The 13,944-nt window shown below is 36.1% G+C and carries 13 protein-coding genes; 8 read left to right on the top strand and 5 right to left on the bottom strand.

Features of this window, described 5'->3' with window-relative positions; genetic code table 11:
* Position 1: 1 nt before the first annotated feature.
* A complete protein-coding gene (locus tag G521_RS0106355; RefSeq protein ID WP_026897799.1) occupies positions 2–397 on the top strand; it encodes a TraR/DksA family transcriptional regulator in 396 nt (131 codons plus the stop codon).
* Positions 398–1,048 carry a lipoprotein signal peptidase gene (locus G521_RS0106350; RefSeq protein WP_026897798.1) on the top strand — a complete coding sequence of 217 codons (651 nt, stop codon included), beginning with the start codon at positions 398–400 and terminating at the stop codon, positions 1,046–1,048.
* Positions 1,049–1,087: 39 nt separating this feature from the next.
* On the opposite strand, the gene G521_RS0106345 is transcribed toward G521_RS0106350, so the two are convergent.
* Positions 1,088–2,242 carry a sensor histidine kinase gene (locus G521_RS0106345; protein WP_155975679.1) on the bottom strand — a complete coding sequence of 385 codons (1,155 nt, stop codon included), beginning with the start codon at positions 2,240–2,242 and terminating at the stop codon, positions 1,088–1,090.
* 144 nt (positions 2,243–2,386) lie between these two features.
* Here G521_RS0106345 and G521_RS0106335 point away from each other — a divergent pair, with 144 nt between their 5' ends.
* The 3 genes from G521_RS0106335 to G521_RS0106325 all read left to right on the top strand — a co-directional run bounded on the left by G521_RS0106335 (position 2,387) and on the right by G521_RS0106325 (position 6,484).
* The gene (locus G521_RS0106335; RefSeq protein WP_026897796.1) at positions 2,387–3,088 is read left to right on the top strand and encodes an SIMPL domain-containing protein; all 702 of its coding nucleotides are present in this window, start codon (positions 2,387–2,389) and stop codon (positions 3,086–3,088) included.
* Between the two features lie 185 nt (positions 3,089–3,273).
* A complete protein-coding gene (locus G521_RS0106330; RefSeq protein WP_026897795.1) occupies positions 3,274–5,427 on the top strand; it encodes a S9 family peptidase in 2,154 nt (717 codons plus the stop codon).
* 1 nt (position 5,428) lies between these two features.
* A complete protein-coding gene (locus tag G521_RS0106325) occupies positions 5,429–6,484 on the top strand; it encodes a hypothetical protein (RefSeq protein ID WP_026897794.1) in 1,056 nt (351 codons plus the stop codon).
* A gap of 20 nt (positions 6,485–6,504) precedes the next feature.
* Here the strand turns inward: G521_RS0106325 and G521_RS0106320 are convergent, their stop codons facing one another.
* A complete protein-coding gene (locus tag G521_RS0106320; protein WP_026897793.1) occupies positions 6,505–8,469 on the bottom strand; it encodes a tetratricopeptide repeat-containing sensor histidine kinase in 1,965 nt (654 codons plus the stop codon).
* A gap of 312 nt (positions 8,470–8,781) precedes the next feature.
* Between G521_RS0106320 and G521_RS0106315 the strand changes: the two genes are divergently transcribed.
* A complete protein-coding gene (locus tag G521_RS0106315) occupies positions 8,782–9,243 on the top strand; it encodes a DUF4112 domain-containing protein (protein ID WP_026897792.1) in 462 nt (153 codons plus the stop codon).
* Positions 9,244–9,313: 70 nt separating this feature from the next.
* On the opposite strand, the gene G521_RS0106310 is transcribed toward G521_RS0106315, so the two are convergent.
* The 3 genes from G521_RS0106310 to serS all read right to left on the bottom strand — a co-directional run bounded on the left by G521_RS0106310 (position 9,314) and on the right by serS (position 12,377).
* Positions 9,314–9,637 carry a hypothetical protein gene (locus G521_RS0106310; RefSeq protein WP_026897791.1) on the bottom strand — a complete coding sequence of 108 codons (324 nt, stop codon included), beginning with the start codon at positions 9,635–9,637 and terminating at the stop codon, positions 9,314–9,316.
* Between the two features lie 482 nt (positions 9,638–10,119).
* Positions 10,120–10,770, bottom strand: coding sequence for a response regulator (locus G521_RS0106305; RefSeq protein WP_026897790.1), 651 nt, complete (start codon positions 10,768–10,770; stop codon positions 10,120–10,122).
* A gap of 335 nt (positions 10,771–11,105) precedes the next feature.
* Positions 11,106–12,377 (bottom strand): serine--tRNA ligase, encoded by a 1,272-nt coding sequence (gene serS / locus G521_RS0106300; protein ID WP_026897789.1) that lies wholly within the window; start codon positions 12,375–12,377, stop codon positions 11,106–11,108.
* A gap of 101 nt (positions 12,378–12,478) precedes the next feature.
* Between serS and rsmI the strand changes: the two genes are divergently transcribed.
* Both rsmI and G521_RS0106290 read left to right on the top strand, forming a co-directional pair.
* Entirely contained in the window at positions 12,479–13,171 is a 693-nt protein-coding gene (gene rsmI, locus G521_RS0106295) for a 16S rRNA (cytidine(1402)-2'-O)-methyltransferase (RefSeq protein ID WP_026897788.1), read from the top strand.
* A gap of 74 nt (positions 13,172–13,245) precedes the next feature.
* Entirely contained in the window at positions 13,246–13,890 is a 645-nt protein-coding gene (locus G521_RS0106290; protein WP_026897787.1) for a PH domain-containing protein, read from the top strand.
* The last annotated feature ends 54 nt before the right edge of the window (positions 13,891–13,944 follow it).

The raw sequence follows: 13,944 nt of genomic DNA, 5'->3' as shown, positions 1-13,944 counted from the left end.
CATGGAGAATAAACAGAGCAATTGGGAAAAAACCCGATATTCCGACTCAGAACTACAGGAATTTAAAGACCTCATTTTAGAGAAATTACGCATTGCGAAAGAAGAATTGGGTATGTTAACTCAATCTTTAAGTAACCCCAATTTAAACGGAACTGATGATACTGCCGGAACCTATAAAACTTTGGAAGATGGATCTGCTACACTAGAAAAAGAGTCAATCAATCAGTTGGCAGCCAGACAGAAAAAATTTATTGAAAATTTGGAAGGTGCTTTAGTGCGTATTGAAAACAAAACGTATGGCATTTGCCGTGAAACAGGTAAGTTGATTCCAAAAGAACGTTTACGTGCTGTTCCGCATGCTACTTTAAGTATGGAAGCAAAACTGAAACAGTCATAAATGAAAGGTTATACTAAACCGTTTTTAGCGGTCTTATTTATATTAATTGCCGACCAGTTATTAAAATTCTGGATAAAGATGAACATGGCTTTGGGGCAGGAATTCAAAATCCTGGGCGACCGTGCTTTGATTCATTTTACAGAAAATAATGGCATGGCTTTCGGAATGGAATTTGGCGGCGAAGCCGGCAAACTTGCCTTAACATTATTCCGTATTGTGGCTGTTGCAGGAATTGGTTACGGTCTGGTTTATCTGATCAAAAAGAAATACCACCGTGGTTTGATTATCAATGTTGCATTAATATTTGCAGGAGCCTTAGGAAACATCATTGATTCTACATTCTATGGTTTAATTTTCAGCGAAAGCACTTATTATGAGCCGGCTGTTCTTTTCCCGCAGGAAGGCGGTTATTCCGGTATTTTTCATGGCAAGGTAGTAGACATGTTTTATTTCCCTTTGATTCAGGGAATTTATCCTCAATGGTTCCCGTTTTGGGGCGGTCAGGATTTTATATTTTTCAGACCCGTTTTTAATATTGCAGATGCAGCCATTTCAATTGGAGTTATCCTGATATTAATTTATCAGAAAAGATATTTTAAAGAAGAGGTGAAAGAAGAATTTCATCCCCACAGTGAAATTGTTGAAGAATAAAAAAAAGCCTCAGTTGAGGCTTTTTTTTATGAGAAAAATTTATCCATTTTTTGGCAAAGTAAACCAAAATACTGAACCCTGATTGAGCTGGCTTTCTACACCCATTTCCCCGTCATGCCTTTCTATTATTTGGGATGATATAAACAGACCAAGTCCCAGACCTGAATAATTCTGAGATGAGTTTTCAACCCGGAAAAACCTGTCGAATATGTACGGAATTTTATCTGCTTCAATGCCAATTCCATTATCCCTGATTTCAATCTTGGTATATCCCTTAATTTCACTAACTGAAATCTCAATAATTCCTCCGTTTGGAGAATACTTTATAGCATTCGTAATGAGATTACTTACAACCTGCTCCAAACGATTTTTGTCGGCTTTAATAAGCAGGTTTACATTTCCATTGATGGTTATTTTATGATTTTTCAAATCATGCTCAACCATACTTGTGCATTCATTTAAAAGCTCATTAATAGCAAATTCTTGTTTATTGATCTCTAGTTTACCTGACTGAATTTTTGTAACATCCAGCAGATCTTCAACCAGGCTGGTTAGTTTATTAACCTGACGACTGGCCTTTTTCACAAAAACACTTACAGGATAGTCCTGCTCCTGCTCATCAAAATACCTTTCAATTATTTGCAGGGCTCCTTTCACGCTGGTAATTGGCGTTTTAAGCTCATGACTTGCAATACTCATAAACTCATCCTTTTTCCGCATCAGATCTGCTGTAGCCAGTTGCGCAATTTGTTGTTCCTGAGCTTCCCTTTCCGCTTTTTTACGCTCATTAATTTCATATTCCAATTGTTTGGCCGTTCTTAATGTATAAGCCATTGGAAGAATTTTATACAATGCATATATGGTAAATACAGAAACAATAGCAGTGAGAAGCCTGATCAATGCACTTAATCTGTATGCCGGCCACCAGAATATTACAGCGTCAATTAGATGTGATAACCCGCATAGCATTATAAATGCAATAAAGAGCCGGAAAACTTTAGGAAACGGAATATCTGTCCGTTTTGTGATTAAACGAAGTAAAAGTATAGGTATGGCAAAATAGGCGCCCCATATAAATAAGTCTGAAATTACATAAACCCAACCATGAAAATCGGTCCAGCGCCCGCAGTGCCAGCGGGCCGGAAAATCTTTTGTATTTAAAAGTAAGCGAAAAAATTCTTCTATCTGTTCCAAATAATTCAATTTTACAATGATTCAATTTTCGATAAACAGCAAACATTGCCTTTACAAAATTAAAATCATAATGAAGAAACATATTTATGGAATTGGCATGAAAATTACATCTCTTTTAAAAACCAATTACAAAAATTAAAGAATATGAAAAGTTTACTAATTACAGCTTTCCTTAGTGTATTTGCACTTACGGCATTTTCCCAAAATATAGATAACCGCAGAAAAATTGAAGTAACCGGCTCTTCAGAAGCCGAAGTAACACCGGATATTATTTATATAGGAATATCTTTGAAAGAATATTTTAAAGATAATAACAGTAAGAAAAAAATAGAGATAGAAGACCTGGAAAGACAACTCCAGACTGCAGTTCTAAATGCAGGTATTCCGAAAGAAAACTTCATGATTAACAATATTTCGAGTTTTAATTATTATTGGGATAAAAAGAAAAATCCTGATTTCCTGGCGAAAAAACAATACCGGATTAAAGTAACTGATCTTACAAAGTTCAATCAGATTATGAGTGCAGTTGATCCAAAAGGAATTGAGTACAGCAATATTGAAAGCTATGATTATTCTAAAATCGAATCCTTAAAATCAGAATTAAAAATTAAAGCTTTACAAGCGGCTAAAGCCAAAGCTTCACTGCTTGCAGAATCTATTGGAGAAAAAATTGGGGGAGCAATAGATATTCAGGAAATAAATAATGAATATTACCCTCAACCTATGTATCGATCAAATGTAATGATGAAATCTGATGCACTTAGTGAAGTAAGTTCAATGCCGGAAATAGACTTTAAAAAAATCAAATTAAATTACCAGATGCGTACGGTATTTGAATTAAAATAATTCATTAAACCGAATTTAAAAGTCTCCTGATAACCAGGGGACTTTTTTTATGCTCCGATTTCACGTAAATCTGTATCTTGGAATCTGCAATTTTTAAACTGAATCACCAGCGTTTAAATGAACCGACTGGGCTAAAAACAGTTAAAAAACTAAGATATATTACCTGCAAAAAGCAATTCGATAACATGAAATCTATTTTAACTACTGCCCTTTTACTGATTATTTCCATAACTTCTATTGCACAAACAGGCTCCCAGCCGGTTCAGGTAACTGACCTAACACTTATAAAACAACTGGGTTCAGTTTCTATTTCACACGATGGAACCAGAGTTATTTATACCATTAACGCTATTCTTGACAATGAAGAAATTGAGGGAGAATATACTTACCGCAGTCAGATTTACATGTCATTACTTGACAAAGGGAAAAATACCAGGGCATTAACTTCCGGAATTTCCGGTGCCAGCCAACCGGCCTGGTCTCCGGATGATCAGCGAATTGCATTTGTAAGATCAGTAAAAAACAAGTCGCAAATATTTGTAATGGATATGGCCGGAGGCGAGCCGATACAAATTACCGATTATAAGTATGGCGCAAACGCTCCGAAATGGTCTCCGGATGGAAAAAAATTGCTTTTTTCTACAACACTTTCTTTAAATGAGATGCTTAAAGACACAGCTGCTTTCAGCAGAAAAACTGATGTCATATGGCCTTTGGAGAAACCCGGATTTTCACAAAATGAAAACTTAAGAAATACGGCAAAACCAAACCCCAATGGTAGTATAGAGCAAATAAGATCTTATTTGGATAAAAATGAATCAGACAAAAAAGCAAAAGTATTTACCAATTTAAATTTCCAGGGAGAATCTGCCACAGATCCGGAATTAAAATTCAATCATTATTACGTTGTAGATGCTACACCGGGATCAAAGCCACGTGCATTAACTTCGGGATTTTATTCCTACGGAAGTGCAGAATTTTCGGCCGATGGCAATAATCTGATTCTGGTTTCAAACATAGACAGTCTTCTGCACCCCGACAGAAGCGAAGAGAGCGAAATATATTCACTGAACGTTAAATCCGGCAACTTAAAAAAAATCTTATCACAAAAAAAAATCCGCTACAGCAATCCTGTTTTATCACCCTCAGGAAATTGGTTAAGCTATGTATTTAGTCCAACTACGGGCATTAATGTCCCAAAATTAGCCCTGTTAAAAATCACAGAAAAAGGTGCTAAGTCAATTTCAATTCCATTTGACCGGAGTGCAGGAAGTTTTAAATGGTCGGCAGATGAACGCTTTCTTTATTTTACCGCACAGTCAAATGGCGGGGCTCCGTTGTATCGTTTAAATATGAAGACCATGAAAGTGGAGCAATTAAGTAATTATGAAAGTGGAACAGGCAGCTACGATATTTCTAAAAACAAATTGGTATATGTAAAAACGGAGGTGCAAAATCCGTATGAAATCTACAGTGCCGATCTATCCAATAAATCTCCGCAAGAGCTGACATCTTTTAATTCAGAATGGATTAAAAATAAAAGACTTTCATTCCCTGAAAAAAAATCGTACATCAACAGCAAAGGAATGACAGTTGAATATTGGATTATGAAACCTGCAGGATTTAATCCTGATAATAGGTACCCGGTGGTTTTACAGATGCACGGTGGGCCATCTGCCATGTGGGGACCGGGAGAATCAAGTATGTGGCACGAGTTTCAATATTTTTGCAGCCAGGGATATGGGGTAATTTATGCCAATCCACGTGGATCCGGAGGTTACGGAGAGGAATTTCTAAGGGGCAATTACCGCAACTGGGGCCAGGGACCAACAGAAGATGTATTGGGTGCACTGGACGGTGCGGTTGCCGAAGGCTGGGCCGATCAAAACAAACTCACCATTACAGGAGGTTCTTATGCCGGATATTTAACCGCATGGATTATTGCTCATGACAAACGTTTTGCAGCAGCATCTGCTCAGCGTGGAGTGTATGATCTGAAAACATTTTTTGGTGAAGGAAATGCCTGGCAGCTTGTGCCCAATTATTTCGGAGGATTTCCCTGGCAGGATGATATAGATGTGATTTTAAAACGTGAGTCGCCGTTAACTTACGTGAATCAGATTAATACTCCGTTTCTAATTTTTCATGGAGAAAATGATTTGCGAACCGGGGTAATTCAAAGTGAAATGCTTTATAAATCCCTGAAAGTGCAGGGCAAAACAGTTGAATATGTCCGGCATCCGGGAGGCACGCATGAACTGGTTCGGTCCGGAAATGTTCGCCAGCGAATAGATCAAATGCTTCGCATTTTCGAATTTTTTGAACGATACATAAATTAGCATGGAAGATTTAAACACAAGAACTGATGTTCCATCGAAGAAAAAAATTTTTTATGACATCTGTCCGGATCTGAGGGAATACTTATTGAAATATGATCGGGAAACAAAACTACCGGTTCAGTATTCTGATCTGCTTAGATTCAACTTAAAAACTCCATTACTGGATAAAGACGGCAATAATACTTTGTGGTTAACGGTATACTATGATGAAGCAGAAATGCGTGAATTATTTCCCAGCCTGACTCAAATTTATGCACTTCTGAATACTGATGGCGATACCGAGGTTATGGAGCACTTATCTGTTGCCAGGATAGATTACTGCACTTTTGGAAACTCAAAACCCTTTCGCATTCGGATTATTAATAGGCTGAATGATAACTACGACCATTTTTATGTAAAAGTGGCTGACGCATCAAGAGTTTACGGCCTGGAGCTTGAGCACATTTTGTCTCCGAACCGGATCACCTATTTAACAGATGATAATACCTTAATAGAAGAACATATACCGGGTTTGCCCGGTGATGTTTTTATTGATCATTACCTTGAGGATATCAAATTCAACCAAATCAGAATCAGTAAAGAATTCGTAAAATTCAACGAACGGTGTTTTGTCAGGTTATTGGGAGATATGCGATCGTATAATTTTGTGGTTGATATAACCCCAGACATTGAAGGAAATCAATACAGAATCAGGGCCATTGATTTTGATCAGCAATCTTACGAAGGGAAATTAAAGCTTTATCTCCCTCATTTCTTTAAAGAGAATATTAAGCTGGTGAATCTGGGAATGCAGCACATGGACAAAACTACTATGCGCCAATATCAGGAGGAAGAACGGACTTTAATTTCTAACCGGGTACGATCTGCCCATTACAGACTGAACGACCTTTTTAATGTTATGTGTAAGGACGAAATTTCTCCTAAAGATAAAGTTGAGCAGCTGGGATTAGAGTTGTCTTTACATTTTAACATTCCGATTTTTAAAAATTGCCAGACGATGGGTCAAATTGTATATGAATTTTTAAACCTGGTAGTAGGAAAAAGAATGAACTTGTAAACTAAGTTTTGAGAATAAATTTAAACCAGCGCAGCGTTTTCTGCCTCTTTTATAAATGGCAGTGTAAACGAAAAAGTGGTTCCAACATCCTTGACACTTTCTACCTGTATAGTTCCGTTGTTAAGTTCTATAAAATCTTTACAGATTTTTAGTCCCATGCCCGTACCTTTTTCATTTGAAGTACCCAAAGTTGTATAATTAATCAGCGTAAAAAGGTTTTCTACATCTTTCTGATTTATTCCTACTCCGGTATCTGTAACAGATATTGTAGCAGTATCATCAGAAATCCGGCTTTCCATTTTTATCTTACCACCTTCTGATGTAAACTTTATAGCATTAGACAGAAGGTTTCTCAATACGATTTTTATAGTTTCTCTATCTGCAAGAATCCCGGTGTTTTCATCTATATAATTCTCAATAGTAATGTTTTTCTGAGATGAAGACTCCTTAAAAAACTGCTTCAGCTCCTCTCCCAGTTTAAAGGTGTTAAAGGGCTGAAGATTAACCTTAAATCCTTCAAGCTGGCTTTTGGCCCATAACAGAAGGTTATCTACCAACAATAAGTTATCTAAAAAATTAACTTTTATCAGCGGAGCAAGCTCTTTAAAATCCGACTGATCCATCTGATCTTTTTCTATCATCTCCAGAAGAGGAATAATATGAGAGAATGGCGTCCTGAGATCATGTGCAATAACAGAAAACAAGGTGTTTTTTACCAGGTTGGCCTCTTCAAGCTTTTTATTCTGCTGCTTAATAATCTTATTTTTACTCTCCATGCGATGATTAACACGGCTTAATATAAAAACTGCAATTAATACAAAGAATACCGCTACTCCCAAAGTTATTACCCGGGTTTGCTGACTGCTTATGTAGGCTTTATTTTTCTCTTCTTCTTTTCGTAATCTCTGATTTTCTGCCTCGCTTTTTTCTGATTGGAATTTTATCTGATAGTAAGCAATTCGGCGGTTTTTATTGGCATTTGTTAAACTATCGCGGAGTTGCGAATAAACCAGGAAGTTTTTGAGCGCCGCCTTACTATCGCCCTCCAAAGAATCCAAACGGTAGAAATTATAATAGTTTTCGATGATGATTTCAGAATACTCTACGTTTTTTGCGATTTCATTACTCTTCTCAAAAAACTTGCGGGACTTTTCGTAATTGCCCAATTTAAAATGAGCTTTACCCAAAATCATATTAATATCCGATAATTCCTGATTTGGATGATTATCATCTAATTGATTTAATGCAAATACCTTCTCGGCAATTTGGATCGCCTGATTATATTTTCCCTTTTTTAATTGATATGAGGCTAAATTCGCATAAGCACTTCCAAGAAGATAATCTGTATCTTTCGTAGATGCCAAAGAAATCATCCTCTGATAATAAACATAAGCAGAATCAAGCTGACCAAGAGCTTCATAATTATTTCCAATATTACCCACCCAAATTGCTTTTAAATTGGGTTCTTTAATACCTTTGGCCTGTCTTTCTGCCAGCCTGTAATATCTGATCCCCTCCTCATAGTCTTTTATCACAGAGTAATAGTAGCCACTGTTATTCAGCGCCCGAACTGCACCTGCCCGGTTATTAACACTCTTGTAAAGTTTATATGATTTATCGAAATAATCCAGCGCCAGCGGATTTGCATCCTTGAGCATATAATACAACCCTATATTTTTGTAGGAACCTGCAATTCCATTTATATAATTAAGTCTTTTTGATAATTCAAGAGCTTTTTTCGAATAATTATGAAGCTGATTTAAATTGATAAAACAAAATTTATAGGCAATATCATTTAACAGAATAACCTTATTTGAATCATTAAGAGTTGTTTTCAACTCTGCTTTAATTCTTAAGCTATCCAAAACTTTATTTTGAGCTTGTAGGGTTTGGCAAGAAAGAATTAGCAGGCCTGCAAATACAAAAATTGACTTTTGATAATTGTTAATTGTAGAAAGCAGGGAGCTAACGGTAGTAATATTCAATGTAGTTGGTTAATATGGGCTATATACGCTTTCACAAGATTATAGTTTCCGAATATCTGGAAATAAATTCTACTTTACAACTATTGTTAATATAGAGTTATATAATTTTTTTATAAATCAATTTAAATATCTTTAGAGTTTAAGAATGAATAAATACTTGCCCATTCAGAGTAATTTAATGTTGTATTTTACACTTAGTTGATATTATTTCTAATACATATTTAATTTTCAATTTATTCGGGTATTAAGTCTAACATTATTTTTAATTATGGCACAGTAATTAATACAGTAACCTGTAAACTCGATTTGAATATGCAAACTGTAAATAATTCCAATATTAAATGGATTGAATATGTTTCAAAACTAATGGATGATAAGTTTCGCCTCCCGGGTACAAACTTTAGATTCGGTTTAGATCCAATCTTAAATTTAATTCCATTTGCAGGCAACCTCTCAACTTTTGCAGTTTCTATTGTTTTAATCGCAACGATGGCTAAATACGGGGCAAGCAGAAAGTTATTGATTATGATGTCTTTAAACGTACTCGTTGATACAACTATAGGTGCCATTCCATTAATTGGTAACATCTTTGATTTTGCGTATAAATCCAATACCAAAAATTTAAGATTATTAAAAGAACATTATCAGGAAGGAAAACACACAGGAAGCGGACGAGGAATTATAACAATACTGATAATTATATTTTCAATTTTTATTATTTCAATCGTATATATTATGTGGCAATTGACCAGCTGGATGCTGGCCCAGTTCTAAATTGTTATAAAACAAAATGCCGCTGTTATCAGCGGCATTTTGTTTTATAGGCAGATGTTAATGTAGGTTTCTATTCAAAAGCGTAAGAATTAGTTTCAACTTCTTTTTTAGAATCAGAAGAAGTATCTACAAATCTGTTTTGCTTTAATTCTAAACTAATGTATACTTCGGTATCATCAATGCCAACAGCCATTTGCATCGGCTCTCTGGTTATTTTGTAATAGGTATCGTAGCCCAAAGGCAAATTATGCAAAACCGGTTTAACTTTAACTGGGGTTAAAGTGATCATAACCGAAGCATTCGATTTAGAAATACTTTGAGTTTTTGCCAGGCAGTGCGTGTAACCGCGTTCAATAAGAAATCCGAGGAGGTGAGGCGTTAAAATTGTTTTCATGGTGATAGGTATTAGGTTTATAGGTTGATTAAATTTATATTAAAATATTAAGTTATAAAATAGTGCAAATACCTATATTAATTACGGTAATTACGGTTTAATTTTTATGAGGTTTAGATTTAAAGTTTTATTAATTAAAAGAATGCTCCCCTGCATTCCGTATTTCTATAAACTACCAAGACCTTAAATCCCAAATAAGGCCCCTGTTTACACTCCAAAATTAGCTGTGAACAGGGTATAAAAATAGAAAAAAATAAATACAAACAAAATATTCTTTCGTCTAATTATCTGAAATTCAGGGTGTGAAAGTTACACCCCAGCATTTATTTAGAGTTTAAAATATAGTAGTGGTAGATCAAAAACCAGATCGGTTCGGATTCAGAGATAGTAAGAGTTTAAGTGTATTATGGTGATGTTGATCATAAGTAGATGTATTGAAAAATACTTACCTCAATATTTGAGATCCTTAAGATTTCAAATTTTTATTTTAGAATTCCTCCTCTAAAAGCATGCATAATAAGTGCAGCAGAGTTGGGAACTCCTGTTTTCTCAATTAAACTTTGCCGATGCCCTTCAACAGTTCGCCGGCTGGTAAATAATTTATCAGCAATTTCATTATTGGTGAAACCCTCAGAAATTAATTTTAACACCTCCATCTCTCTTTTTGTAAAAACGAAATTTCCGGTACCCTCACCATTATGTTGATCAGATGAGTGCGATGCTCTGGAAATAATCCGCATAGCTAATTCACTGCATACATACTTTCCACCATCGGCAATATGCCTGATGGCAAAAATCAATTCTTCCTGTTGTACATTTTTTAATAAATAACCCTTTGCACCCGCTATAAGAGCCTCATTAACATAGTGATCATGATCAGTCATCGATAGAACAACACTAAAGACCTCTGAATACTGCCGCGACACTTCTTTGACTAATTCCATACCCCCCATTTCCGGCATATTTAAATCTACCAGTATAATATTAGGAAGTACGCCATTGCCTAAAGCATGCATTGCTTCTTTCCCGTTACGCACATCAGCTATCACCTCCATATCAGATTCATTATCTAATAAAGATTTGATACCGTGGCGTACGATATTATGGTCTTCCGCTAATAAAACTTTTATCACAACAGGTAATATTATTTACAATTTAACTAGGCTTTATAAATAACCAAAGTTGATATACTATACCATCGGTTAAAAAATCAAATAATTAACTCTAGCAAATATCAGTTATGTTTAACAGATTGCATCGAGTATTTATACCTGTTTAACAGTTATTAATACTTTAAATCCAATCGATTTTGCAATAAAAGTCTTCATAAAACCTGCTCAGCCAAAGAATAAGGCTGCCGGGAAATAGGGAGAGAGAGAAAGAGATAACAACGCTTCAATTTAGCTTATTGCAAACTGAAGACGATTGATTAAGTTTTTAAACCGTGTAATAGTTCTGTAAGTTACGGTTAATCGATGAGATTAAAGCCTGTATAGGGAATTAAAACTTCAGGGATACTGATGCCCTTTTCAGTTTGGTTATTCTCCAGCAATGAAGCCAGTATTCTGGGCAGAGCAAGGGCACTTCCGTTTAACGTATGCGCTAACTGGGGCTTGCCTTCAGCACCTTTAAATCTTAACTTCAAACGGTTAGCCTGGTAATTTTCAAAATTTGAGACTGATGACACTTCCAGCCAGCGGGCCTGGGCAGCACACCAAACTTCCATGTCGTAGGTTTTTGATGAAGTAAAACTCATATCTCCGCCACATAAACTTAAAACACGGTACGGCAATCCAAGTTCTTTTAATAAACCCTGAACGTATGTGCTCATCTCTTCTAATATTTTATAACTCTCATCAGGGTGAGCAATTTGAACGAGTTCAACCTTATCAAACTGATGCAATCTATTTAAGCCCCTTACATGAGCTCCGTAAGATCCCGCTTCGCGACGAAAACAGGGAGTGTAGGCACAATTCCGAATAGGCAGCTCTTCCTCCTTAACAATTACATCGCGGTATAAATTTGTAACCGGAACTTCAGCCGTAGGGATCAGATATAAATTATCAATACCGATATGATACATCTGCCCTTCTTTATCGGGAAGTTGTCCGGTACCAAATCCGGAAGCTTCATTAACCACTATTGGAGGCTGAATTTCGCGGTAGGCCTCTTCACCAGCTTTATCTAAAAAATAATTGATAAGGGCACGTTGAAGTTTTGCACCTTTCCCTTTATAAACCGGAAAACCTGCACCTGCAATTTTATTACCCAACTCAAAATCTATAATATCATATTTTGCTGCCAAATCCCAATGCGGTAAGGCATTATCAGGCAGTTGCGGAATTTGGCCATATTCTAAAACAACTTCGTTTTCTTCTGGACCGAAACCTTTAGGAACAGATTGATGAGGCAAATTTGGAAGAATTATCAGTTGACTTTGAAGCTTCTCCTCAAGTTCAGTTAGTTTGCTGCCTAGATCTCTGATCTGGTCTTTTAATCCTGCTGTATTAGCTTTTACAGATTCTGCTTCAGCCTTTTTACCCTGGCGCATTAAATCGCCAATTTGCTTTGCCAGAGCATTAGATTCTGCTGCCGTAGTATCCATTTGGTTTTGCACAAACCTGCGTTCTTCATCCAAAGTTATAATCTGATCGATCAGTTCTGGCCTAATAAAATTCTTAACCGCCAGACGATTTAAAACTTCTTCCCTATTTTCGCGGATATAACTAACTTGCAGCATCTCTAATAATTTTGTCACAAAGATATAAACAGTTTGGAGTTTGCTGTTTGCTGACTGGACTTTTTTCCTTACTGCATCCATTTAATTACAGATAAACAATAATGAACGGAAAACTATATCTCGTGCCTACACCCATTGGTAATCTGGAAGACATCACTTTTAGAGCAATCCGGATTCTGAAAGAGGTTGATTTTATTTTAGCTGAAGATACCCGTACCAGTGCCCCCTTGCTGAAGCATTTTGGAATCGATAAAAAAATGTATTCTCACCATCAGCACAATGAGCATAAATCCGTTACAGAAGTTATCCGGTTTTTAAAAGAAGGTAAAAATGTAGCGCTTATTTCAGATGCCGGCACACCGGCGATTTCTGACCCGGGTTTTTTACTAGTTCGCGAAGCATTGAAAAATGAGCTTGATATAGAGTGTTTACCCGGTGCAACCGCATTTGTACCTGCTTTGGTCAACTCTGGCCTTTCGGCGGACCGCTTTACTTTTGAAGGGTTTTTGCCGGTAAAAAAAGGGCGTCAAACCCGTTTTAAAGAATTACTGGATGAAGAGCGAACGATGATATTTTATGAATCCCCACATCGTATTCTTAAAACTTTGGAAGAACTAGCTGTTTATTTAGGTCCCGACAGGCAGGCATCGGTATCGCGTGAGCTCACAAAATTATTTGAAGAAACTGTGCGTGGAACATTGGAAGAAATTAAATTACATTTTGAAACGCACACCTTAAAAGGAGAATTTGTAATTTGTGTGGCAGGCAAAACGCTTAAAAAAAGTAAAGAATGAAGTTAAGGTACACCGATATTGAAAAGCATCAGGATAAATTAATTCTCTAAATAAACTATAAACAGAATACACAAATGTGGATTGAACAATATTTAACAGACGAGCAAGACCCTAAAACCGCGGAAAAAGTACTTATAAAATTACGCGATATGCTCACTTCGGGAGAAGCTATAATTTATCTGGCCATTCAAAAAAAACCTGCGGTAACGTTAATTCCTGATTGCATAGCAGTCACTAATAAACGTATTGTTTTTTGTTTACCGGGCAATCTGGGTTTAACCACAAACTTTGTCACTTTTACCTGGAATGATATTAAAGAAGTATCATTTAAAGAAGAATTTTTCGGATCAAAATTTATTACCGTTCCTCAAAAAGGAGAAAACCTGGCTATAGACTATATCCCAAAAGTACAGGCACGCAAGCTATATCAGTTTTGTAATGAACAGCTTGAAAAAATTAAAGAACTGGAACGCAATCAGGATATTGATGACAGAAGAGTTCATTTATCTCTGGATAATCTAGGTGAAAACGATTCCTATACCGAAATTGAAGAAGAACATATTCCTTTTATTGCCAAACCGGAAATCACAGAAATTGTTCCGGAACCCGAGGATGAAGTTACCTTGAAGCTTAAAAAGCTTAAATCGCTTTTTGAAAAACAACTCATAACCCAGGAGGAATACGAAAGTAAAAAAGCCGATATCCTGTCCCAATTTTAGATATTCAAATCTTATCCCATTAAATCCGGGATAAGGTTTCTATCATCAATAAAA

This window comes from Daejeonella oryzae DSM 19973 (assembly GCF_000422945.1).
Classification (GTDB): domain Bacteria; phylum Bacteroidota; class Bacteroidia; order Sphingobacteriales; family Sphingobacteriaceae; genus Daejeonella; species Daejeonella oryzae.
This window is presented reverse-complemented; position numbering and strand designations above follow the sequence as displayed.